This is a genomic window from Bradyrhizobium sp. (assembly GCF_004799445.1).
Lineage (GTDB): Bacteria > Pseudomonadota > Alphaproteobacteria > Rhizobiales > Xanthobacteraceae > Bradyrhizobium.
Genome location: NZ_SSNA01000051.1, coordinates 1 through 23,622, shown reverse-complemented (window position 1 = coordinate 23,622; position 23,622 = coordinate 1). Strand labels below are relative to the sequence as shown.

Below are 23,622 nucleotides of genomic sequence, written 5' to 3'. Positions count from 1 at the left end.
TCGCCTATCACAAGGCGGTCGACAGCGCGCTGGAGACGACGCTTATTCCGTCCGCCAACAACGCCGAGCTGAAGAGCCTGCTGCAGACCGGCCTGAAGATTTTCCAGGGCCATGAGCAACATGCCGAACACGTTGCCGCGGCGTTGAAATAACGGGTCGCTCATGATGCCGAGATGGATATTTCCGGTTCTGGCTGCGCTGACGTTGGCAACGGCTGTCTCGGCGCATGGTGAGACCATTCAGATCTCGATGGAAAACCTGGTGATCTCGCCGGCCGAGGCTACGGCCAAGGTCGGCGACACCATCGAATGGATCAACAAGGATATTCTTGCCCATACCGCGACCGCACGAAACGGCGACTTCGACGTGACGATGCCGCCGAACAAGACCGTCACTCTGGTTCTGAAAAAGGCCGGCACGATCGACTATTATTGCCGCTTCCATCCGAACATGAAGGCGACGCTGACGGTCACGCCGTAGCGGCGACGCCCGTTGTGGCCGATCAGCTTGATCCGCCCGCCAGCCGCGACGCGCCGACGATCTGACCGTCCGGCGCCTCCAGCACCACCGCGACGTCCTGTCCTTCGGGGAATGGCTCGCTGAGGCGCAGCAGCGTTCCCGACCACTGGCCGACCGACCGGATCGATCGGACGACGTTGGCTTCCGTCAATGTCCGGCCGCCATTTTCGCCGCGGCCGATCGCGGTGGTGTGTTCGTGGTCAAAGCCGATCAGCAATATCCCGCCGCTGCCGCTGCCGGCGCCGACCTGGATCGAGACTTGCCCGCCGTTCCTGGTCACGCTCACCGCGGCCGCGGTACGGCCATTGCGCTCGGCCTTCTCAATGGCCGAGCCGACATCGCCGCGATCCGAACCGACCATGCTGGCGGCGCCATCGACGACGATCTCCGGCGTGTAGGATCCATCGCCAAAGCGATGGCCATACACATCCTGGCGCTGCGTGGCAGCCTGCATCGAGAACGGATCCTTCCAACCCAGACGATCCCAGTAGGTGACGTGGAAGGCCAGCGCCAGGACATCGCCACGCTCTTTCGACAGCTCGTTCAGATAGGCGTTCGCCGGCGGACAGGACGAGCATCCCTGCGAGGTGAACAGCTCGACGACGACGAGCCGCTCGGCGGCAAGGCTGGCGACAGGAGATAGGCTGGCGATCAGCCCGAGTGACATGACAACGCGCGAGAGCATGGCGGTCCTCCAATGGTCGGTCCACCTTCTTCGCTGGCTGAGGCGCATTGTTACGCTCAGCCAGGGGCGGAGCAGCGCACGAAATCTTGAAGCAACTGAAGATGAGGTCAGGGTGCCTCGGCCAAGTCCAGAGCCAAAAATAAAGCCGCGCCAACCCGAGGGTTGACGCGGCGATGGCCGTTCTGTTGCCAGGTGGTACCTACCCCGAACAGGTTACGCCGCGAGGCGCACTTCGTTCAATGCAACGTTATCGTTTGCATTTAGGTTTTTGACCCGATAACGGCGGTATCATGCCGGGCACAATTCAGAGCTTCTTCGCGACCATCGATCCTATTTCGCCCCCGCCTCAGCAGCCCTAAGGATTCTGCCTTGCGACAGAATCGATCTCACCGGCAAAATCGCTCTACCGAAATGAGACCTTTAAGCTCAAGGGCTGCTCAGGTGGAGGCGCCGGGTACTGCCCCCGGGTCTGCCCGCAGTCCGCTCTAAGTTTCAGCGCCATCGTCTTTCGACACCCCAGATATAGGCACGATCGGCGGCGAAAGATAGACCGCTGTCGGGGTCAGCCGTATTTTGCCGCCCCCTGTCACACCCGATGGAACCCCGGCGCCGGCTCGGCCGCCGCATACCAGTCCGCCAGCTCGCTGCCGGTAAAGAAGCCGACGTCGATTGAGGCTGTCAGCAAATCGAGCATGTGCTCCAGCTCGTGAATGCGATGCGGCACCGATATCAGATGCGGATGCAGTCCGATCGCCAGAACGATCGCGCTGTCGCGACATTCCCGCTCAAACCGGCGCAGCGTGAATTCCAGCCGCTTTGCCATCTCGCCGGTGGCATGCCGCTCGACCGCGTAGATGATCGAGTCGTTGACCTCCAGATTGTAGGGCAGCGCGATCAACGGCCCGGCCGCGGTTTTCATCCATGAGGGCCGATCATCGACGACCCAATCACAGAGATAATCGATGCCGTTGCGCTTGAGGATATCGGGCGTATCGACGGTCTCGCGGAGCCCGGGCGACAACCACCCGCGCGGACGCCGTCCGGTAAACTCCGCTATCTTGTCGAGGCTGGCACGGATGACCGCTTCCTCACCGCCCTCGACGTGATTGATGGCTTTCTGATGCATGCCGTGACCGATGAATTCCCAGCCCGCATCGCGCATGGCGACGGCGGCTTGCGGGTAGGCATCGATCACTCCCGCATTGAAGCTGGTCGACGCCGGCAGCTCGCGCGACGAAAGGGCTTTCAGAATACGCGGCAGGCCTGCGCGCATGCCGTAGTCGGCCCAGGAGAAATTCGGCACGTCCGGCACGGTCTCGCGCTCGTGCGGCGGCGTGATGATGGTGCGCGGCATCGGCTGGTCGAATTGCCAGTTCTCGACGTTGACGACGAGATGGACCAGGATGCGTTTTCCGTTCAACGCCGGCAAAGCCGCGCGATCTGACGAAAGCAAATAGGGAATACGCGGATTTGCCATTCTCGGGGTTCACTTCTTCAGGAGATGTGCTAGACCTTCATATCGGACATGATCCCGGCCTTGTAGGCCATGAATTCCGGGCTGGTGAGGCTCGCAATCGAGCGCGGCCGCGGCAGCGCGATCGGAATGGTCCGCATGATCCGGCCGGGACGGGCCGTCATCACGCAGATGCGATCTGACAGCAGGATCGCTTCGTCGATGTCGTGGGTGACGAACAATACCGTGGTACCGAGCGACTGCCATACGTCGAGCAGCAATTGCTGCATCGAGAGCCGCGTCTGCGCGTCCAGCGCCCCGAACGGTTCGTCCATCAGCAAGGCACGCGGTGACATTGCCAGCACCCGGGCAATGCCGACGCGCTGACGCATGCCGCCCGACAGTTGCACCGGCAACGCCCCGGCAAACGCCTCCAGTCCCACCAGCTTCAACAGGTCGCGCGCTCTCGGCTCGTAATCGGCGCGCGCAACGCCCTGAACCTGGGGCCCGAAGATGACGTTTTGCCAGACATTGAGCCACGGGAAGAGCGCGGCCTCCTGAAACACCACGCCGCGGTCGGGACCGGGACGCGTCACGGTTTCACCGTCGAACAGCAGTGTGCCCTCCGTCGCCTTCTCGAAGCCGGCAAGCAGGTTCAACAGCGTCGATTTTCCGCAACCCGACGGGCCGAGCAGCGCGACAAATTCACCTTCGTTGATGGTCAGACTGATACCGTCCAGCGCGCGGACCTCGTTCTGGCCCGAATATATCTTGGCTACGTTTTCAAAGGTGATCGTTGCCATGGCCGCTGTTTCAGGACTGGAATGATTGCAGCCGGCGCCATGTCAGCGCCCACCGCTCGATCAGCAAGATGACGCGGTCGCTGACGAGGCCGAGCAGGCCGATCGACGCCATGTCGGCAATGACGACGTCCATCCGTCCGACGTAATAGGCATCCCACAGCACATAGCCGAGGCCCGATTTCACCGCGACCATTTCCGCGACGATCACCGCCGTCCAGGCGATGCCGAGACCGATCCGCAGTCCCGTGAAGATCGACGGCAATGATGCCGGAAAAACCACCCGCCTCAACACCGTCCACCGTCCGGCCCCCATCATCATGGCGGCGCGGATGAGATTACGCTCGACGTCGCGCGCGCCCTGCGCGGTGTTGACCACGATCGGATAAAAGGCGCCAAGCGCAATCAGAAAGACCGCCCCGAGATCCTTGATGCCAAAGACAGCGATCGAAAATGGCAGCCAGGCGGTGATCGGGATCGGCCGCAACAGCTGAACCGTGGGATCGAGCGCGCCGGACGCAATTCTATTCCATCCAATGGCGAGCCCGACCGGCACCGCGACCAGGATGGCCGCAGCAAATCCCTTGCCGACGCGCTCAGCCGAAAAAACCAGGTTGGCAAGCCATGTTCCACTGTAGGGATTGAGACTCAGACCGGTTGAGCCGAAAGCCCAGACCTTCCATGCCTGCCAGGCCCGATCCGGGGTCGGCAGCACGCCGCCGAACAGCGAACCGTCCGTTCCCGCCATCTGCCAGACGGCAATCACCACGGCCGGCAGAACAAGCGCCAGCAAGCCTTGCCGCAAGCTCCGGCGCCTGGCTGGCGAAAGCATCAGCGAGGCGAAGCCCGGCGCGGGAGACGTGGCCGGCCTAGAGCTGAGGCGCTCGGTCGAGAGCGACATGTCACCCCGATCCTTTCACGACGCAGAACTTTTCACGACACATAACGAGGGCGGCGGGATTCGCGCCTGTCGTCACTTGCCCAGCGCCTTGTCCACGAAAGAGCCGTCCCAATGTGCATCGATCTGGTCCGAAACGTCCTTCTGGATCACGCCAAGCTCGGCAAAGGCCTTGGCTTGCCGCTTGATCTGATCGGGCGAAATCACCTCTCCGAGTTTGATGATCTGCGACGCCTGGGCGGCGATGTCGGGCGCCATGCCGGAGAGCTGCGCATAGGCGTTGGCGAATTCCGCAGGCGATTTGGCGAGCTCTTCCTGCTTCTTCAGGTAAGCCCAGACAAAGCGCTCGATCGCGGCACGCTTGGCATCGACGGCCGGCTTCGTCGTCATGAACATTCCGAGCTCGGCGCCGACCGCCTTCGACGAGCCATATTCGAGGCCCCTGGCAAAGTATCCGTATCCACCCATTGCCGGAATCGACTCGAAGGGCTCCCATGTGACGAGGCCGTCGACGTCACCTTTCTTCAAGGCCTGATCGAAATTGGCGCCGCCGCCCTGAATATTGACGGCCTCGAAGCTGTTATAGGGAATGCCCTTTTCGACCAGCGTGGCCGCGAACTGAAACCAGACGGCGGAGCCGGGCGCGATCGCGATCTTCTTGCCTTTCAGATCGTCCCAGGAATCGAACTTCACCCCGTTTCGGCCGATGACATATTTCGGCGACGAGCCGACGCCCATCAGTCCGACGACAGTGGTCGAACCCTGGGCCAGCGAAATGGCGAGATCGGCGGGTCCGACCGAAGCGGCGTCGAGCGAACCGGCCAGCAGCGCGGTGCGCGCGTCGGCATAGCGAACAAACTCGACCAGCTTGAGATCGACACCGAGCTTCTTCAGTTCGTCGGCAATGAGGATCGCCGGAGCCAGATGACCGACCTTCTGGTAGCCCACCGTCAATTGAACCGGCTGCGCCAATGGCGCCGGCTCAGGTCCAACGGCGCCGGCGGGGAGCGGCAGCAATCCGAGGGCGCCCGCAAGCGTGGCTTCCGCAACGCAGAGAAGCTTCATGACTTTTCTTGCTACCTGCACGATCCGCTCTCCATCCTGGTCACTGGCCCGAAGATTATTGTCGTATCATATGCCTATCATATGCAAGAACGGCACCATGTCACACCCTCGATGGCGCACTCTGCGGCACACCACCCAGCCAGTCATTTTTCGCCGGCGATCTCGGATGCAATTGCCGTCGGCACGCGGCCGTGCCAATCGGACCTCGCCTGCAACCTGACGCCGATGTCGAGCAGCAACGCGTCAGCGCCCGGCCGTCCGACGATCTGAAGACCGACCGGCATGCCGCTTCGGTCAAAGCCTGCGGGCACGGCGAGCGCAGGCAACCCGAGGTAGTTGACGAAACGTGTAAAGCGGCTGAGCGCATAAAGCGCACGCGGATTGAAATGCGCCGAGGCGGGATCGACTTGCTCGATACGGGGTGTCGCGATCGGCATCACCGGAAGCAGCGCCACGCTGGCATCGCCAAGATAATGCGACAGAAACTGACGACGAAGCTCGTCGCGGGCAGCAAGCGCCGCACCCAGCGATTGATCGGAAATCGCGAGGCCCCTCATGATGCGTTTTCGCAAGCTTGCATCGATGCGCGCATCATTGATCCGCTTCCCATGCTGACGGGCGGCCTCCGCCTGCAACACAAGCAGGGCGTTTTGATCGGTTTGTTCGGGAAATCCAGACCTTGGCGCGATCGCCATGCCGCTTTCGGCCAGCACGCCGATGGCGCCGCGGCAAATCCGGGCGATCTCCGGATCGCTGGCGCCGAACGCATCTTCCAATACGGTGGCTGACGGAAGTTCCTCTGCCGCGCCTGCGTCCCCGGAAACCAGCGGCCATATCAGCGCAAGATCCGCGGCACTCCGGGTGATGATCCCGATGGTGTCCATGCTGGGCGCCAGAGCCATGGTGCCGTCAAGCGGCAGGCTGCCGTAACTCGGCTTGAGGCCGGTGACGCCACAGCAGTGCGCTGGAATGCGCACCGAGCCGCCGGTGTCGGAGCCAAGTGCGGCAAAACAGCAGCCGGACGCGACCAGGATGGCAGACCCCGTCGAGGAGCCGCCCGGGATCGCATCCGATCCCCAGGGATTGAGCGCACCGCGGCGGCCGATGCCTGAGGGCTCGTAGGCCAGTTCCGTCATCGTCGCCGTCCCGATCAGACAGGCTCCAGCCTGGTCCAGACGATCGATTACGGATGCGCGCGGCAGCGCCGCCGCCTGGGGCTCGGAACACCCCCAGCAAGGCTCGCTCTGGCCGGTTGCGATCATGTCCTTGGCCACAAAAGGCATGCCCGACAGCGGGCCGCGGCTCGAAAAATCTGCCGGAAAAATCTGCTCCACCGCATTGAGCTCGCGCCCAATGCGGGCGAGCCGCTGCCGGCATTGCGCAAGGGCAGCCGGATGATCCCGCTCGGGGAGTGAACACCAATCCGGAAAACGAGAGATTGAGGTCATGGCTTTCAGCATCATGAATTTACTAAATGGGGCAGACGCGCCGCTCGCCAGGGCCAAAGCGGTCGTTGCCTTCGGTACTATGGCGGGTTGCGCGTGCGGTATCCGATGATAGCCTCTCCGATGATATCCTGGATACGGTGCGTAGTTTCCTGCTGGGAAGATCCTCTTCGAGCCGTTCCGCCAAGGCGTGAACTTATAGCGCGCGGGCGTTGGCGGACAACGGCAGTAACCCGCAATGGCGCGAAATACGACGGGATAGCTGATGACGGACAGTCAGAAGATATTTCACCGGCGCGCGTTTCTCTCCTCGGCCGGCCGCGCCGGCAACGAGTTGGCTTGCCACGCGGCTGCTTGGCGCAAGTCCCGGCATTCTTGCATCCGGTGCGGCGCTGTTGCCCGCCGGGGCTCGAGCGCAAACGGGCGGTATCCTGGTTCAACCGTCGGAGATCCGCAGCCGGAACGGCGTCCTCAACGCAACGCTCGTTGCCGCCCCAAACATGGTTCGGCTCGGCGACATGACGTTCCCCGGCTTTCTTTACAACAGCGCCTACCTGCCGCCTTTGCTGAGAGCACGCACCGGCGACGTCATGCGCATTCGATTCCAGAACGATCTGCCCGACGATCCGAGCAATCTGCATTTCCACGGCATGGGCGTTTCGCCCAGGGGCAACAGCGACAACGTCTTTGTTCATGTACACCCCGGCCACGACTTCCAATACGAGGTGAATATCCCGACACGTGACGGTCAGGGTCCGGGCCTGTTCTGGTATCACCCGCACGCGCATGGCGTCGTCGCCAAGCAGATGCTCGGTGGCATGTCGGGTGGGCTCGTCATCGACGGCTCCGACAAATACTTCCCCATCCTGGCAGGCCTGCCGGAGCGGTTCTTGTTCATCAAGCATGTCGAGCGTGCCGGGGCCGAGCTGATTTCCATCAACGGGCAGGTCAATCCCGTCGTGCCGATCAGGCCGGGCGAAGTCCAGTTCTGGCGTATCGCCCATATCGGCGCCACGCTGTTCATCAAGTTCCGGATCGAGGGGATGCCCCTCTACGTGATCGCCACCGACGGCCACCCCTTGTCCCATCCTCAACGGCTGACCGAGTTCTTCATCGGGCCCGGTCAGAGGATCGATGCGATCGTGATCGGCCCGCCGGCTGGCGAATACGTCATGCGGACGCTGCCGTTTCAGAACCAGGCCTGGAAAGCCTCCGATCCTGCCCAGCAGATCGCCACTGTCGTCGCCTCGGGCGCGCCAGCGGCCGCACAGGCAGGCGAGGCTGAAATTCTGGGGCAGCGGGTGCAGGGAATGCGGTGGATCGACGAGATACGAAAAACCCCGATCGCGCGTCGTCGGACACTCGACTATTCGCGGACCGAGGACAGGCAGATGTTCATGATCGACGGCCACGTCGTGGATGAGGAACGCATCGATCAGACCGTGAAGCTGGGCGACACGGAGGAATGGACGGTCGTCAATACCGACCAGCAATACCATAGCTTCCATATCCACCAGACGGCGTTCCTCGTGACCGAGATCAACGGCGTGCCGCAAGACGAGGATAGCCTGCGCGATACGTTCTCGGTCCCCCCTGCCAACGAGATCGGACCGGGTTCGTTGAAGGTGGTCATCCCCTTCACCGATCCGGTGATCGTCGGCAAGTTCGTCTATCATTGTCATGCCGTGGACCACGAGGACAAAGGCATGATGGGCGTCGTCGAAGTGGTGGCGTGACCCGAGCTTTAGGTGTTGGGCGCTCTATCCAGACTACTGCTGCCCGAAGCGCCAACATGGCCCGCGGCACGATCGTTGGCCCGAAGGGAAGCGCAACAGATCCCCGGACGGCTTCGCGATGCCAGAAATACCTACTTCGCTCGGGGAGCGAGGTTTGGAGCGGGCGAAGGGAATCGAACCCTCGTATGCAGCTTGGGAAGCTGCCGTTCTACCATTGAACTACGCCCGCGATCTCAATGACTTAGACCGGTTTCGACCGGTCACCATCGTGTCAGCTGGATGATGATCTGCGACCCTGACCCATGCTGACCGCTATATCTTATACCGGGATTCCGAGACGCGCCAAGCTTGCCTTGGCCTCCAAACGATGGGGGCTGTCTACGTCCACTGCAACAGCAACGCCGCGAGTTCGTTGGGCATGTCGAGCATTACATCATGCCCGCATGCAAGCTCCGCCTGCCGCCATCCGCGCGCTCTTGCGACGGCGTAAAACTGGCCGAAAGGACCTTCAAAGCCACTCGCCATTATGAATCCGATTTTTGCGATGTCGGCGCCGTGATACGAGGCGCCCCGGGCATGAAAGAAACGATGCCGCAAATCGCGGCGTCGCGCCGACATGTGGACGGGGCGCCTCGCGCGGCCAAGTCTGTTTTTCATACTGGCAGTTCCGGCCCGGGGTGACTAAATCGAGGCGATGTCAGAAGGCTATGGTCAGTTTTGCCCGATCGCGAAGGCATCGGAGATTTTCGCCACCCGCTGGACTCCGCTGATCGTGCGCGAACTGATGTCTGGCGTGCACGCCTTCAACGACATCCATCGCGGCGTGCCGCTGATCTCCAGGGCCGTCCTTGTCGCGCGGCTACGTGAGCTCGAGAACCATGGTATCATTGAACGTCGTTCCCGCGACGACGACGGCGGTCACGAATACTGGCTCACGCCTGCGGGCGAGGGCTTGCGCGGGGTAATCGATGCGCTCGGCCAGTGGGGAATGACCTACACCCAGGATCGGATCAAGCGTTCCGATCTCGATCCCGCGCTCTTGATGTGGGGATTGCGCGGGCGCGTTGATCTGAACGCGCTGCCGGATCGCCGCGTCGTGCTGCGTTTCGAATTTTCAGGCGTGCCGGCGAGCCGAACGAAATTCCGAATCATGTGGCTGATCCTTCGACGATTCGGCGTCGATGTCTGCATGAAGGATCCGGGATTTGCCGTCGATCTTACGCTTCGCGGCAATATCCGTGATTACGTCGACGTCTATCTTGGCCAAACCAAATGGAGCGACGCCGCCGGCACTGCGCTGCAGCTCGATGGCGACCTGCAGATTGCCAGAGCGTTTCCTGTCTGGTTGCGATTTGAAACGGCAAGCGGCCGGAATGCTCCAGCCCGGCACTTGGCTGCTCGGCCTGTCCCCGTCTAGACTTCATCCCGATCGGCGGCCGTCCCGCCCCCCGCGGAATGCGTGGTCCCCGACGCGCCCCGCCTTAACCGAGACCGAATTTTCCAGGTGCAGCCGTTTGCAACGGTGCTATGATGCTTTTGGGGTAAATGCGTATGACGGGGCGGGCGTACACCATTTTTGACACAGGCATCGGCCGGTGCGGCATCGCATGGGGCCAGGCCGGCGTTGTTGGCGTGCAGCTCCCCGAGGCGCGCGAGATCGAAACCCGCAAACGGCTGTTTCAGCTTTACCCCGAGGCCCGCGAAACGCGGCCGCCGCTGAACGTCGAACTGGCGATCGAGGGCATTGTCGCGCTGCTGCGGGGCGAAAGCGGTGATTTCTCCGACGTAACGCTCGATATGGCCGGCATTCATGCCTTCAATCAGCGCGTCTACCAGATCACGCAGATGATTCCCCGCGGCGAGACCCGGACCTATGGCGAGATCGCGGCGCGGCTCGGGGCTTCCGGCGCCGTGCATTCGGTGGCGCAGGCGATTGCCCGTAACCCCTTTGTGATCATCATTCCCTGTCATCGCGTGCTCGAAGCGGGCGGCTATGCGGACAAGATTTCCCCGCATGGCGGCGTTATTTCCAAGCGCCGGCTGCTCTCGATCGAGGGCGCAGGCGGCCCGAGCAGCAAGACCCTGTTCGACGTGTTGCTTCCGGTTGCGCCGCCGCGTCTGCCGGGTTAATTTTCCCGCATGACGACAACGCCTCTGCTGCAACGCCAGTCCATCTCGGTGTCCGACTTCCGCTGCAGCGCCGTGCCGGGCGACACGCCGTTCGTGGAGCGGTATCGCTGCCACTCGGTCTCTTATGTCCGCAAGGGCAGCTTCGGCTGCCGGACCCGCGGCCGGAGCTTCGAGCTGGTGGCGGGATCGATCCTGGTCGGTTTTCCCGGCGACGAATATATCTGCAGCCACGATCACGTCCGCGGCGACGAGTGCCTGTCGTTCTTCTTGAGCCCGGAACTGGTGGAAGCGATCGGCGACCGGACGGAGATCTGGCGGGTCGGCGCCGCACCGCCGCTGCCGGAATTGATGGTGCTGGGCGAATTGGCGCAGGCCGCCGCCGATGGCCGCAGCGACATCGGCCTTGACGAGGTCGGGCAATTATTCGCCAGCCGCTTCGTCGAGGTGGTGTCGGGACGCTCGCGCGAGCCCGCGCCGGCCAAGGCCCGGGACCGCCGCCGCGCGGTGGAAACCGCGCTCTGGATCGATGCGAATTCGCACCAGGAGATCGACCTGGAGCGGGCCGCCGGGGAGGCCGGTATCAGTCCGTTCCATTTCCTGCGCCTGTTCGCCAGCGCGCTCGGCGTCACCCCGCACCAATATCTGGTGCGCTCGCGGCTGCGGCACGCGGCGCGCCTGCTGGCCGACGATGACAGGCCCGTCACCGACATCGCCTATGATGTCGGGTTCGGCGATCTGTCGAATTTCGTGCGCACCTTCCACCGCGCCGCAGGTGTCTCGCCGCGCAGGTTCCGCGAGGCCTCGCGCGGCAAGCGCAAGATTTTCCAAGAACGCCTGGCGCTGCACTGACTAGGGTCGTCTCCGGAACGCGCGTTCTGCAACGCGCCTTGAACCGGAGACCACCATGTATGACCACATCGGACTGAAAGTCGGCAATCTCGACGCCAGCGTGCGCTTCTATGCGGCCGCGCTGGCGCCGCTCGGATATGTCTTGTGCTCCCGCGACGACAGCGGCGCGGGTCTTGGACCCAAGGGCGAGCCGGCGCTGTGGCTCTATCCGCACAAGGGGCCCGTCGGCGCCGGCGCCCATATTGCGTTCCGTGCCCCCGATCACACCGCGATCCGGAAATTCCACGCCGAGGGCGTGGAGGCCGGAGGCCGCGACAATGGCGGGGCCGGCCCGCGGGCCGATTACAGCCCGAGCTATTTCGCCGCGTTCCTGATCGACCCCGATGGCAACAATGTCGAGGCGGTTTGCACGTAACCGCGGCCGCATACGCCGTCGTCATCCTGAGGTGCGCGCTCTTGCGCGCCTCGAAGGATCGCCACGAACACCGCAACAGTCATCCTTCGAGGCTCGCTGACGCTCGCACCTCAGGATGACGCCACACACCTCCTGAAACAGGCAAAACCCATGGCTTCCATCCACAAGGACATTCTGATCGACGCCCATCCCGACGACGTCTGGGCGGCGGTGCGTGATTTCGGCGCCGTGCATCAGCGGCTGGCGCCGGGCTTCGTCACCGACGCGCGCCTCGAGGGCGACACGCGCATCGTGACGTTCCACAACGGCACGGTGGCGCGCGAGCTGCTGGTCGATTGCGACGATGAGCGGCGGCGGCTGGCCTATGCGATCAGCGGCGAGCGGGTGAAACATTACAGCGCCTCGGTGCAAGTGATCACCGATGGCGAGGCACGCACCCGGATGACCTGGGTCGTCGACGTATTGCCCAACGAAATCGCGCCCTATATCTCCGGCCAGATGGATTTGTCGATCCTCGCGATGCAGAAAACATTGGCGCGATCGGCAAGAGTGGAATCCGGTCTTGCGTCGGATCGCGCGCGCAATCATGGAGCGGGCGCATGACCGCGTCGGCGTTTCTCGACGCGCTCGGCGCCGAGGGCCCCGCGGCCGACCGTGCCGGCAAGATGGACCTTTACGGACGCTTCGTCGGCTCCTGGGAGCTCGACGTCATGCAAATTGCCCAGGACGGCTCACAGCGCCGGCGCAAGGGCGAGTGGCATTTCGGCTGGGCGCTGGAAGGCCGCGCGGTCCAGGACGTCTGGATTGTCCCGCCGCGCGGCGAATTGCGTCGCGGCGACGCGGCGGCCAACGTCAATTCCTATGGCACGACGCTGCGGGTCTACGATCCCCGGATCGATGCATGGCAAATCCAGTGGACCGATCCGGTCACCCAGAATTTTCTCCACATGATCGGCCGCAAGCAAGGCGACGACATCGTTCAGCTCGGGACCGGACCGGACGGGACTCTGATCCGATGGCGCTTTTGCGAAATCACGCCCGATTCCTTTCGCTGGCGGGGCGAAATCTCGGCCGACCAAGCCGCGCCATGGCGCCTCAACGTCGAATTTGTGGCCAGGCGCGTCGGATAGTTCCGGCCTTTCCGCTCGATCGTGGCGGCGGCGATCAGCCGTTGCTCCCTCTCCCCCCTTGCGGGGTCGAGACGAGCGAAGCTCGCTCTTAGAGGGTTGGGGTGACGGGGACTTTTGTCAAAGCCGGACTCGCGGATAGTCCCCCTCACCCGATCACTTCGTGATCGACCTCTCCCCGCAGGCGGAGCGAGGTGACCGAACTCGCGCGCATGCGTCGATTCAACTAAAAGCCATCAGGCACTAGCCAACGGAGGCCGGCGGCTCGCCATGGCAGCCATCTTGGCTCTTGCGCGATCGTGCGCTTCGGTCATGCTCACGCCGGATTCTGGTCCGGTTTGCAAGGCGCGTCAGGCCGCACATCTCATTCACGCGAAATTCATGGCTGGCGCCGTGAACATGCGCCGGCTTCTCGTATTGTACCGCCATATTCGAGGAACAAGCATGCGCAACAATCTTCTGCTGACCAGGCATCTCCTGCTGGCGCTGTGTATCGCGGGCATCGCCGTTCCGCTCGCCGCCTGCAACGAGCAGGACACCGCCGCGACCGAACAGACGTTTGGACCCTCGCCCACCCTGCCGGCGCCGGAAAACTCCCTGATCCCCACGGTCAATGTCGCCAAAGCGATCGGCTGGCCCACCGGCGGCAAACCGGTCGCCGCCAGCGGAATGGCGGTCAATGCTTTTGCCACCGGGCTCGATCATCCGCGCACGCTCTTTGTCCTGACGAATGGTGATGTGCTGGTGGCCGAGACCAACGCGCCGCCGAAGCCCGACGATACCAGGGGCATCAAGGGCTGGATCACGAAGATGGTCATGGGCCGCGCCGGCGCCGATACGTCGAGCGCCAACCGCATCACGCTGCTGCGCGACGCCAACGGCGACGGCGTCGCCGAAACCAGATCGGTCTTTCTCGAAGGGTTGAACTCGCCGTTCGGCATGGCGCTGGTCGGCAACGACTTCTATGTCGCCGATTCCGATGCGATCATGAAATTCCCCTATCATGCCGGCGACACCAAGATTACCGCGCCGGGCGTCAAACTTGCGGACCTGCCCGCTGGCACCATCAACCATCACTGGACCAAGGATCTTGTCGCGAGTGCCGATGGGACGAAGCTCTATGCCACCGTCGGCTCCAACAGCAATATCGGCGAAAACGGCATCGAGGCCGAGACCAATCGTGCCGCGGTGCTCGAAGTCGATCGTGCCACGGGCAAGTGGCGCGTGTTCGCTTCGGGGCTGCGCAACCCGAACGGTCCGTCATGGCAGCCGCAGAGCGGCGCGCTCTGGGTCGTCGTCAACGAACGCGACGAACTCGGCAACGATCTCGTGCCCGACTACATGACGTCAGTGAAAGACGGCGCGTTTTACGGCTGGCCGTACAGCTATTACGGCCAGCATGTCGACGTCCGCGTCCAGCCGCAGCGGCCCGATCTGGTGGCCAAGGCGATCGCGCCGGACTACGCGCTCGGTGCGCATACGGCTTCGCTTGGGCTGACATTCAACACCGGAAATCTGTTTCCACCCGAGATGGCCAACGGGGCCTTCATCGGCCAGCACGGCTCGTGGAACAGGAAGCCGCGCGCCGGCTACAAGGTGATCTTCGTGCCGTTCGCCGACGGCAAACCCTCCGGCAAGCCGCAGGACGTGCTGACCGGATTCCTCAACGCTGACGGCGAGGCGCAGGGCCGGCCGGTCGGCGTCAAGATCGACAGGCAGGGCGCGCTGCTGGTGGCCGACGACGTCGGCAACGCGGTGTGGCGCGTGACGCCGGCGGCCAAGTCGGCGGCGCGATGATCACGGCCCCGGTGAAGAGCCCTCCGCGTCAGTCGTCATACTCCATCGAAATATCCTGGCCGGTGTAGTCAGGCATGAACGACGCCGCGACAAGGCTGATGACCGAACAGCCGGCGATGTAGATGGAAATCGCATAGCCGGAGTGATAGGAGGCGAACAGGGCGGTGGCGATCAGCGGCGCCGGACCGCCGGCGATCACGGAGGCGAGTTGATAGCCGAGTGAAGCACCGCTGTAGCGCAATCGCGGCGTAAAGGCCTCCGCGATCAAGGCCGCCTGCGGCCCATACTGCATGTCGTGCGGGATCAGCGACAGCACGATCGCAATGAACACCAATAATGGAGATGCGGTGTCCACCATTCCGAAATACAGGAAGCCGAACAGGCCCACCGTCGCCGCGCCGATCAGATACATCTTCCTGCGCCCGATGCGATCGGAGATGTGGCCCGACAGCGGGATGGTGACGAACGAGACGCACGAGGCGACCAGCACCGCGATCAGGATCAGATCGCGCGACATGTGCAGGGTGCCGACCGCGTAGGCGAAGATGAACGCGGTGAAGATATAGAACGGCGCCTGCTCGGACATCCGCAGCAAGGCCGACAGCAATATTTCCTTCGGATGCTTCTTGAAGACCTCGATGATGGGAGCCTTTTCGATCTTCTTGTTGTCCAGCAGTTGCTGGAACACCGGGGTCTCGAGGATGCCGAGGCGAATCCATAGTCCGATGCCAACGAGCACAATCGAGAGCGCGAAGGGAATTCGCCAGCCCCAGGTGGCGAACTGGTCACCTGACAATTGGCTGAACGCCAGGATTGCAAGGTTTGCCAGAAACAGGCCGCACGGCACGCCGAATTGCGGCCAGGATGCCACCAGACCGCGTTGACCGTGGGTGCGCGACCATTCCATCGCCAGCAGCACCGATCCGCCCCACTCGCCACCCACGCCGATACCCTGAAGCATCCGCAGCACCGTCAGGATGACCGCGCCCCAGATGCCGATCGACGCATAGGTCGGCACGAATGCGATCAGGAAGGTCGAGATGCCCATGCACAGCAGCGTGGCGATGAGGGTCGCTTTGCGGCCGATCCGATCACCGTAGTGACCAAATATCGCAGCCCCGATCGGGCGTCCGACGAAGCCGATGAAATAGGTGCCAAAGGCCGCCAGCGTCGCCGTCAACGCATCTTCGTTGGGAAAGTAGAGCTTGCCGAAAATAAGCCCGGCGGCAGTGCCATAGAGGAAAAAGTCGTACCACTCGATGGCGGTGCCGATGGTTGACGCGATGACCGCCTTGCGCAACTGCGCACTGTGATCGGATGCGGACAACGTCTCATGTGTGACTGCCATAGCCATTGAACTGTCCCCTGTCTGGTCGTTTCCTTGCCCGTGCGAACCGGCTCTCGGCGGTTCTGTTTGGAGCGATGCTACAATCAGCGCGCAGCTACCGAAAGACACATCTTGCCGGAGACAGCCAGATTGGTGCGCCGCAGGAGAATTGGGTCAAGGCTGCCTTCGCGCCTCGTTCCCTGGGGCGGCGCCTGGCTGCGCCGCCTTAGGGCAGGAGGGCCGGCGATCACGCCCGAAAATGCTTGGAGAGCTTGAGGCCCTGCGCCTGGTAGTTCGAGCCGATGCGCTGGCCGTAGAGGGCGTCGGGCCGCGCCAGCATTTTTTCGTAAACCAGGCGGCCGACGATCTGGCCGTGCTCGAGGATGAACGGCACCTCACGCGAGCGTACTTCCAGCACCGCGCGCGAGCCCTGCCCGCCGGCGCCGGCATAGCCGAAGCCCGGGTCAAAGAAGCCGGCGTAATGCACGCGGAACTCGCCGACCAAAGGATCGAACGGCACCATCTCCGCGGCGTAATCCGGCGGCACCTGGACCGCCTCCTTCGAGGCCAGAATGTAGAACTCGCCGGGATCGAGAATGAGGCTGCCGTCGGGCCGCGCGGATATCGCCTCCCAGAATTCATCGACCGCATAGCCGCCGCGGCGGTCGATATCGATCACGCCGGTATGCCGCTTGGCGCGATAGCCGACGAAGCCGCTGGCGTTCTCGCCCGAGAGGTCGACGCTCAGCGCCACGCCGTTGTTGAGATCGGCGTCGTCGGCATCGACCAGCCGCTCCAGATCATGCAGCGCGTCGAGTTCATCGGCGGTCAGAATGGCATCGCCGGTGCGAAAACGCACCTGGCTTAGCCGCGAGCCTTCGCGGAGCAGCACCGGGAAGGTCTTTGGGCTGATCTCGGCATAGAGCGGGCCGTGGTAGCCGGCGCCGATCATATCGAACCGCCGCGTGCCGTCCGCGATCACGCGGGTGAACACATCCAGCCGCCCGGTCGAGCTCTTCGGATTGGCGGCGGCGACGATTTCCGGCGGCAACGCCAGCGACTCCAGCAGCGGCACGATATAGACGCAGTTGGTCTCGAGCACCGCGCCGTCGGAGAGGTCGATTTCGTGCAGCTTCAGCTCGTCGATGCGTTCGGCCACCGTGGCGCCCGGCCCCGGCAAAAAGCTTGCCCGGACCCGATAGGCGATGTCGCCCAGACGCAGATCGAGGCTCGCCGGCTGGATCTGGCTCTCGACAAACGGATAGGCCGGGAGGATCAGGCCGGCATCCGCCATCGCCGCGATCATGCGGTCGGGCAGGATGCCATTGGCGTCGGGTGCGAGCGCGAAGGTCACGGGGTGGATCCTCAGGATGAACCAGGCCATCCAGACGCTGAAAATATGGACTTTTATCGGTTATCCGATGGTTGCCTTGACGGAAAGGGCGCGAGGGAATATCAGCATGACTTATCCCGTGGTGATTTGAGCCGGCCGGCTTGCAGCCACGTTAAACAAGTCGCTAAACAGGCCGGGGACAGTGTGATCCCGGCCTGTGGAATTTTTCCAGGCCGGTTTTTTTGTGACCATTTTCAATGGATGGTCACGACGGAGGTCACATGTCCAAGTCTACCACGTCCACGTCTGCTGCGCCGGCTTCGCCCACGGCCCGCTATCGCCCGGAAACCCGGCTGGTCCATTCCGGGACCATCCGCTCGGAATTCGGGGAGACATCCGAGGCGCTGTTTCTCACCCAGGGCTACGTCTATGACAGCGCCGAGCAATGCGAGGCGCGCTTCAAGGGCGAAGATCCCGGCTACATCTATTCACGCTATTCCAATCCGACCATCGCGATGTTCGAGCGCCGGATGATCGAGCTCGAAGGCGCCGAAGCCGGCCGCTCGACCGCAACCGGTATGGCGGCAGTCACCACGGCGATACTCGCGCCGCTGAAAGCCGGCGATCACGTGGTGGCGGCGAAAGCGATGTTCGGATCGTGCCGCTACGTGGTCGAAGACCTGCTGCCGCGCTACGGCATTCAATCCACGCTGGTCGACGGCCTCGATCTTGACCAGTGGCAGCGCGCGATGCGGCCCAACACCAAAAGCCTGTTCCTGGAAAGCCCGACCAACCCGACGCTCGACGTGCTCGATATCGGCGCCATCGCCGAGATCGCGCACCGGGGCGGCGCGCGGTTGATCGTCGACAATGTCTTTGCGACGCCGATCTGGCAGAGCCCGCTTGAGCTCGGCGCCGACGTCGTGGTGTATTCCGCGACCAAGCACATCGACGGCCAGGGCCGCTGCCTCGGCGGCATGATCCTGTCGTCGGAAGCGTTCATCGCCGAGCACATCCACACCTTCATGCGCCAGACCGGGCCTTCGATATCCCCGTTCAACGCCTGGGTTTTGCTCAAGGGGCTGGAGACGCTGGCGGTCAGGGTCCGCGCCCAGACCGAAACCGCGGCCATCATCGCCGAGGTGCTGGCGCAGCATCCGAAAATCTCGCGGCTGATCTATCCCGGCCGCGCCGATCATCCGCAGGCCGCCCTGGTGAAGAAGCAGATGCGCGCCGGATCGACCCTGGTCGGCTTCGAGGTCAAGGGCGGCAAGGCGGCGGCGTTTCGCACGCTCAACGCGCTGAAGCTGGCGCGGATCTCGAACAATCTCGGCGATGCCAAGAGTCTCGTCACCCATCCGGCCACTACCACGCATCAGCGGCTGGCGCCGGAGGCCCGCGCCGAACTCGGGATCAGCGAAGGTTTTATCCGATACTCGGCGGGCCTCGAACACGCCGACGACCTGATCGAGGACCTGCAGGCGGCGCTGGAGAAGGCGTGAGTTAGCCACCGGCGTCATTGCGAGCCAACGGGTCGCGCGAATGCGCGCCCGTTGACAGGCTCCGCGAAGCGATCCATCCCTTCACGGACCTGAAGCTGGATTGCTTCGTCGCTAACGCTCCTCGCAATGACAGCAGTCACATCGGCCGGTAGGTCTGCACGTTGGACGGCACGTTGACGCCAAGCTTGATCTGGCCGACCGACTTGATGATGTCATCGCCAAGCAACTGGGCGAAGCAGGCGTAACCCCAGTCGTTCATGTGCAGGCCATCGGCAATCACGAAACTGTCGATCGGCAGCGCCTGGTTCTCATGCCACTGGCGCATCACCTCGAAGCGCGGAAAAACGCCGACATGGCGAAGTCGCGCGACCCTGCCGAGCAGTTTGATCAGCCGGCTCGCGCTTTCGGCATGCTCATTCACCTTCGGGGAGTATTGCGGATCGACCAATACGAGATCGGCGCCGGCGGCCTGAATGCGCGCGACGCCGTCCTCCACCAGCTGGGCGGTCTCGCCGGGATCGAGGTTGCGCAGCACGGCATTGGTACCGACCTGCCAGATCACAAGATCCGGCTTCATATCCAGCACCTCGACCTGCAGCCGCTTCATCATTTCCGGCGCGTCTTCGCCGCCCTTGCCGCGGTTGACAACGGTAATGTCGGCGCTCGGATATTGCCGGCGCAGCTGCGCCGCCAGCCGGTTGGGGTAGGTGAACTCGGGTGACGTCGAGCCGTAGCCGGACGTCGAAGACGATCCGAATGCCACGATCACCACCGGCTGCCCCGCAGCCAGCTTGCCCGCCACATGCGGCAGCGATCCCATCGATGTCGCGCCGCCCTTGGGCGGCAGGCACGGAACGCGGCTGAATACGTCGCTGGCCGATTTCGCGACCTGCTTCACCTTTTCGATCGCCTTGTCGGTGAGGCTCTTTGGCTGCGACGGATTGGCCGGATCGAGGGGCGCGGCATTGACGGCCGCGGTCGCATCGGTCGTCGGCGCGGCCGGCCTCGCGCTGTCGGATTTGGCGTCGTCAGACTTGACGCTTTCAGGCTTCGCGCTTTCAGACTTGGCGGTGTCCGGCTTAGCGGTGTCCGGCTTGGCGCTACCGGCTAATGCGGCCTGTTGGGCGGCCTGCGCGCGCGCCGGCGCGATCGTGGACGGCGTCAGCAGCACGAGCGCCGCGATCGCGGACACGGCCAGCAATGTCGTTCTGCAAAAAGGGCGGTGACAACTCATAAACGTCATAAAGAGTGGATCCTCAATTCTGCTGGGCGGGGTTGAGGCGGGCGGCATCGATCACAAATTGCGACAGCGCCCGGCCGATACAGTTATGGACCCGCTTGGCCAGCTCAACGCCATGGAATGTACTGAACAGGTCAAACTCTCCCGACTCGTTCCAGTGCTGCATGATGGCGAAACGGTCGAACAGCGGAACGTCGTGCTGCTGCGCCACCACCCGCATATTATCCAGATAGGGCGGCGCGGAAATCATCGTCTCTGTACGTGGGCTATACTGCGGATTCATTAAAATCACATCGGCGCCGGCTTCTTGCAGCGCAACAACTCCCTCGTCGACCGCGGTGCGAAAATCGTCCGGGTCGATGGATCGCACGGCATCGACCGTGCCGGTCTGCCAGATCACCAAAGTCGGCTTTTTACCCTCCATTAACTTGGGCAAACCCGCAACAATTTCTTCGGCAGTTTTCTTGGCCTGTATTTCTACGGATATGTTGACCGCCAGCGACGGAAGTTTTTCTTTCAGTGCGACCTGCAACCTGCCGGGGTAGGCGCTCGCCTCCGGACTATTTACCGGCGCATTGATGGTCGACGAGCGGCTGCCCAGCACCAGAATGTCCAGCGAGCGGTTGTTTTTGATGACGTCCGCGACTTTGGGAAGGGCACTTTCGCTCGTCAGCAGATAGTCCGGGACCTCGCAACTCTCAGGAGCATCCTCGGCACGCGCGGGCGCTGCGGTCAAAAGACCGCCCAGCACTATCAAGCCCAGGATGAGTCCTGAGTTGGACTTCATGCCCCCCCTCCCGCCATATCGGCGTTGCCGCCGCCGCCCTTCGTCCGGGGCGCATTCTTGTCGGCAGAATGCTTGTACCACGAAAACAGCCATGCCGCGGCGGACATAATCAGGATTCCGGAAATACTGATAACAAAGTGCAACCCGGCGCCGCCGGACAGCTCCGCCAGCAGGAAATGCCCGGCGAATGCCAGGAAAACGCCAAGGCAGAAGATCTCCAGCGAATGCTGGCCGCACAGGATCAGCGGCCGCAGCCAGGGCGACTTCAGACCGCGCCAGTCCTTTGGCAGGAAGCGCACGGTGACGGCGGCCAGCGCCAGAAAATGCGCAAACCTCAGCACGTCTAGATCGGTCTTGCTGATGGGATACATCCATTGCTCGAGCCGGCGCGGCATCAGATGGCTGAGCTGCGGCCAGTACCATGTCAGGGTGACAAGGAACGCGAACAGCAGATAGCCGAACGAAATCCACAATGTGATCGGCGATGAAAGGATCCGCGACATCCGCTTGGCGCCGCCCTGCGCGCACCACGCCCCGAACACGAACAACAATTGCCAGGCGAATGGATTGAAGACCCAGACGCCGTTCGGATAGGCCGACAGATAAAGATCAAATTCCCAGGTCGCGGCATAGAGCATGACCGACAGCGCCAGCGTCAGGTCGGCGCTGCGCTTCATCAGCCACAGGATCACCGGCAGGAAAAGCATCAGCACGATATAGAGCGGCAGCACGTCCATGTTGACGGGACGAAATCTCAGGAGCAGCGCCTGGACGATGGTGACGTCCGGCTCCTTGAGAAAATCCATGATGCCCATTTCTTCCGAGTACAGCGGGTTCTCGAAGCTGGTGGCGACGTAGGAAATTTCCGCAAGGAAGATCGTGAACAAAAACACGTGCGCGACGTAGATCTGCCAGACCCGCCGCAGGATGCGCGCGGTCGCGACCACGAAGCCGGCCTCGCGCATCGCGCGGCCATACACGAACGCGGCGGTGTAGCCGGAAATAAAAATGAATATTTCGGTGGCGTCGCTGAAACCGTAGTTGCGGATCGTGAGCCAGGTCAGGAGATTGGGCGGCAGGTGATCGATGAAGATCAGCCACAGCGCCAGCCCGCGGAACAGATCGAGCCGCAGTTCGCGCTCGCCGGCAACCGGCAGCGAAATCGCCGGGACCGGAACGGCCTGCGCGGCGTCGCCGGCGATCACGCCGGCTTCGGCCGCGAGCGGTGGTCCGGCAATTCGATCGGCTATCGAGGTCATCCAACACCGTGTTGAGCAAGCGGCCTTTAGGCCTGCATGGCCTGTAGATAGTATAGGCCCCGATGCCGCAAGCAAGTTGCGCGCCCGCAGGCCCGGGCCCTGATCACGATCCGATTGGGGTGGAACGGATCAAGATATCATCTCTTTGTTTGAGCATGATCTTTTCGCAAGAAACCTGCTCACTTTGCGCCAGCGCGGCGCTGCGGGTCCGGATCATGCTCTGGCCCAGAACTGTGGTGAAACGACGATTGGAACCAAATCGGAAGGGGGCCGGTCGATGCCGGCCCGGCGATTGGTTCTGCCGGAACTATTGGCTATGATGGTGCAGGATTCCGAAAGATCAACTCGCATGTACCGCGCCGTCACCCGCCAGATCGAAGTCACCGTCGAGCCGAACTTCCTGCCGGAACGCTCGTCGGTCGAAAGCCGTCAATATTTCTGGTCCTACACCATCGTCATCACCAATTCGGGCGCCGAGACGGTGCAACTGCGCACCCGGCACTGGATCATCACCGATGCGACCGGGCGGAAGCAGGAAGTCCGCGGTGAAGGGGTGGTCGGCGAACAGCCGGTGCTGGCCCCGGGCGAACGCTTTGAATACACCAGCGGCGTGCCGCTGCCGACCGCGTCGGGCTTCATGACCGGGCGTTATCAGATGGTCAGCGAGAGCGGCGAGAAGTTCGAGATCGACGTGCCGACCTTTTCGCTCGACAGCCCCGACCACAAACGGGTGTTGAATTGACGAGCGGGCTTCGCCGTTCCACAAAATGTAGTCATTCCGGGGCGCGCAGAGCGCGAGCCCGGAATCCATAACCACGATAATGAGTATGGATTCCGGGCCTGCGCCAAGTGGCGCATCTACGATGTGCAATCGCACATCGGAGAATGATGAGTTTGAGGGTATAATTGAAACCGTCATTGCGAGCGCAAGCGAAGCAATCCATCGTGCAACAAGCAAGCGCGGATTGCTTCGTCGCTTGCGCTCCTCGCAATGACGGCTAGGCACGCCTTCGCGATCTCGCCGCGCGTTTCGCGCGAGTTTTGGCCTGCTCGTTCCGCCCTCTCCAATCAGAGGGCGCAGGGAATGCCGGGCGCCCGATGCGCCCGCCGCCGCGTGTGCAATGTGAGTAGTAGAACGCACACGCGTTAGTCAGGTCACACCGGAATCACCCGGCATTCCCCGCGCAATGGTTTTACGGTTTCCTTCGTGCTCTCCCCGGTGATCGGCTTGTTGACACCGTCACTGGCGAAGTGA

The 23,622-nt window shown here is 62.8% G+C and carries 22 protein-coding genes, 1 tRNA gene, 1 other RNA gene and 1 riboswitch; of the genes, 11 read left to right on the top strand and 13 right to left on the bottom strand.

Annotated elements, in window-relative coordinates:
- Nucleotides 1–162: 162 nt before the first annotated feature.
- A complete protein-coding gene (locus tag E8A46_RS05415; RefSeq protein WP_291558426.1) occupies nt 163–480 on the top strand; it encodes a cupredoxin family copper-binding protein in 318 nt (105 codons plus the stop codon).
- Nucleotides 481–502: 22 nt separating this feature from the next.
- Here the strand turns inward: E8A46_RS05415 and E8A46_RS05410 are convergent, their stop codons facing one another.
- From E8A46_RS05410 to E8A46_RS05380, 7 genes are all read right to left on the bottom strand, one after another.
- Nucleotides 503–1,204 carry a DUF1223 domain-containing protein gene (locus E8A46_RS05410; RefSeq protein ID WP_291558425.1) on the bottom strand — a complete coding sequence of 234 codons (702 nt, stop codon included), beginning with the start codon at nt 1,202–1,204 and terminating at the stop codon, nt 503–505.
- A 169-nt stretch (nt 1,205–1,373) separates the two neighbouring features.
- Nucleotides 1,374–1,756: a transfer-messenger RNA gene (gene ssrA, locus E8A46_RS05405) on the bottom strand.
- Nucleotides 1,757–1,790: 34 nt separating this feature from the next.
- Nucleotides 1,791–2,681 carry a polysaccharide deacetylase family protein gene (locus E8A46_RS05400; protein ID WP_291558423.1) on the bottom strand — a complete coding sequence of 297 codons (891 nt, stop codon included), beginning with the start codon at nt 2,679–2,681 and terminating at the stop codon, nt 1,791–1,793.
- A 29-nt stretch (nt 2,682–2,710) separates the two neighbouring features.
- Entirely contained in the window at nt 2,711–3,460 is a 750-nt protein-coding gene (locus E8A46_RS05395; protein WP_291558421.1) for an ABC transporter ATP-binding protein, read from the bottom strand.
- 10 nt (nt 3,461–3,470) lie between these two features.
- Nucleotides 3,471–4,358, bottom strand: a complete 888-nt coding sequence (locus E8A46_RS05390; protein ID WP_291558419.1) for an ABC transporter permease — start codon at nt 4,356–4,358, stop codon at nt 3,471–3,473.
- 72 nt (nt 4,359–4,430) lie between these two features.
- On the bottom strand, nt 4,431–5,420 hold the full coding sequence (locus E8A46_RS05385) for an ABC transporter substrate-binding protein (protein ID WP_291558417.1): 990 nt from the start codon (nt 5,418–5,420) through the stop codon (nt 4,431–4,433).
- Nucleotides 5,421–5,563: 143 nt separating this feature from the next.
- Complete coding sequence (locus E8A46_RS05380; RefSeq protein WP_291558416.1) at nt 5,564–6,868, bottom strand: amidase; 1,305 nt, start codon at nt 6,866–6,868, stop codon at nt 5,564–5,566.
- A gap of 497 nt (nt 6,869–7,365) precedes the next feature.
- Here E8A46_RS05380 and E8A46_RS05375 point away from each other — a divergent pair, with 497 nt between their 5' ends.
- Nucleotides 7,366–8,601, top strand: a complete 1,236-nt coding sequence (locus E8A46_RS05375) for a multicopper oxidase family protein (RefSeq protein ID WP_291558414.1) — start codon at nt 7,366–7,368, stop codon at nt 8,599–8,601.
- Nucleotides 8,602–8,756: 155 nt separating this feature from the next.
- Here the strand turns inward: E8A46_RS05375 and E8A46_RS05370 are convergent.
- A tRNA-Gly gene (locus tag E8A46_RS05370) sits at nt 8,757–8,830 on the bottom strand.
- Nucleotides 8,831–9,295: 465 nt separating this feature from the next.
- On the opposite strand from E8A46_RS05370, the gene E8A46_RS05365 reads away from it, so the two are divergent.
- The 7 genes from E8A46_RS05365 to E8A46_RS05335 all read left to right on the top strand — a co-directional run bounded on the left by E8A46_RS05365 (nt 9,296) and on the right by E8A46_RS05335 (nt 14,919).
- Nucleotides 9,296–10,018, top strand: coding sequence for a helix-turn-helix domain-containing protein (locus E8A46_RS05365; protein WP_291558412.1), 723 nt, complete (start codon nt 9,296–9,298; stop codon nt 10,016–10,018).
- A gap of 134 nt (nt 10,019–10,152) precedes the next feature.
- Nucleotides 10,153–10,731, top strand: coding sequence for a methylated-DNA--[protein]-cysteine S-methyltransferase (locus tag E8A46_RS05360; RefSeq protein WP_291558411.1), 579 nt, complete (start codon nt 10,153–10,155; stop codon nt 10,729–10,731).
- Nucleotides 10,732–10,740: 9 nt separating this feature from the next.
- Complete coding sequence (locus tag E8A46_RS05355; protein ID WP_291558409.1) at nt 10,741–11,580, top strand: AraC family transcriptional regulator; 840 nt, start codon at nt 10,741–10,743, stop codon at nt 11,578–11,580.
- A gap of 55 nt (nt 11,581–11,635) precedes the next feature.
- On the top strand, nt 11,636–11,995 hold the full coding sequence (locus tag E8A46_RS05350) for a VOC family protein (RefSeq protein ID WP_291558407.1): 360 nt from the start codon (nt 11,636–11,638) through the stop codon (nt 11,993–11,995).
- Between the two features lie 150 nt (nt 11,996–12,145).
- Entirely contained in the window at nt 12,146–12,598 is a 453-nt protein-coding gene (locus E8A46_RS05345) for an SRPBCC family protein (protein ID WP_291558405.1), read from the top strand.
- Complete coding sequence (locus E8A46_RS05340) at nt 12,595–13,125, top strand: hypothetical protein (RefSeq protein ID WP_291558403.1); 531 nt, start codon at nt 12,595–12,597, stop codon at nt 13,123–13,125. Before E8A46_RS05345 ends, E8A46_RS05340 begins: the two co-directional genes overlap by 4 nt.
- A 441-nt stretch (nt 13,126–13,566) precedes the next feature.
- On the top strand, nt 13,567–14,919 hold the full coding sequence (locus E8A46_RS05335; protein WP_291558401.1) for a sorbosone dehydrogenase family protein: 1,353 nt from the start codon (nt 13,567–13,569) through the stop codon (nt 14,917–14,919).
- A gap of 28 nt (nt 14,920–14,947) precedes the next feature.
- On the opposite strand, the gene E8A46_RS05330 is transcribed toward E8A46_RS05335, so the two are convergent.
- Nucleotides 14,948–16,273 carry an MFS transporter gene (locus tag E8A46_RS05330; RefSeq protein WP_291558399.1) on the bottom strand — a complete coding sequence of 442 codons (1,326 nt, stop codon included), beginning with the start codon at nt 16,271–16,273 and terminating at the stop codon, nt 14,948–14,950.
- 220 nt (nt 16,274–16,493) lie between these two features.
- The gene (locus tag E8A46_RS05325) at nt 16,494–17,600 is read right to left on the bottom strand and encodes a 2'-deoxycytidine 5'-triphosphate deaminase (protein ID WP_291558397.1); all 1,107 of its coding nucleotides are present in this window, start codon (nt 17,598–17,600) and stop codon (nt 16,494–16,496) included.
- Between the two features lie 108 nt (nt 17,601–17,708).
- A riboswitch (SAM riboswitch) is annotated at nt 17,709–17,788 on the top strand.
- 72 nt (nt 17,789–17,860) lie between these two features.
- Between E8A46_RS05325 and E8A46_RS05320 the strand changes: the two genes are divergently transcribed.
- On the top strand, nt 17,861–19,081 hold the full coding sequence (locus tag E8A46_RS05320; RefSeq protein WP_291558395.1) for an O-succinylhomoserine sulfhydrylase: 1,221 nt from the start codon (nt 17,861–17,863) through the stop codon (nt 19,079–19,081).
- 136 nt (nt 19,082–19,217) lie between these two features.
- Here E8A46_RS05320 and E8A46_RS05315 read toward each other — a convergent pair whose 3' ends face one another.
- Genes E8A46_RS05315 through E8A46_RS05305 form a run of 3 tightly spaced genes read right to left on the bottom strand, consistent with a single transcriptional unit; the run spans nt 19,218 to nt 22,367 of the window.
- On the bottom strand, nt 19,218–20,315 hold the full coding sequence (locus tag E8A46_RS05315; RefSeq protein ID WP_291558430.1) for an SGNH/GDSL hydrolase family protein: 1,098 nt from the start codon (nt 20,313–20,315) through the stop codon (nt 19,218–19,220).
- A 22-nt stretch (nt 20,316–20,337) separates the two neighbouring features.
- Nucleotides 20,338–21,108, bottom strand: a complete 771-nt coding sequence (locus tag E8A46_RS05310; protein WP_291558393.1) for an SGNH/GDSL hydrolase family protein — start codon at nt 21,106–21,108, stop codon at nt 20,338–20,340.
- Nucleotides 21,105–22,367, bottom strand: coding sequence for an OpgC domain-containing protein (locus tag E8A46_RS05305; RefSeq protein WP_291558391.1), 1,263 nt, complete (start codon nt 22,365–22,367; stop codon nt 21,105–21,107). Before E8A46_RS05305 ends, E8A46_RS05310 begins: the two co-directional genes overlap by 4 nt.
- Before the next feature lie 349 nt (nt 22,368–22,716).
- On the opposite strand from E8A46_RS05305, the gene apaG reads away from it, so the two are divergent.
- Entirely contained in the window at nt 22,717–23,109 is a 393-nt protein-coding gene (apaG, locus tag E8A46_RS05300) for a Co2+/Mg2+ efflux protein ApaG (RefSeq protein ID WP_291558428.1), read from the top strand.
- Nucleotides 23,110–23,622: the final 513 nt, after the last annotated feature.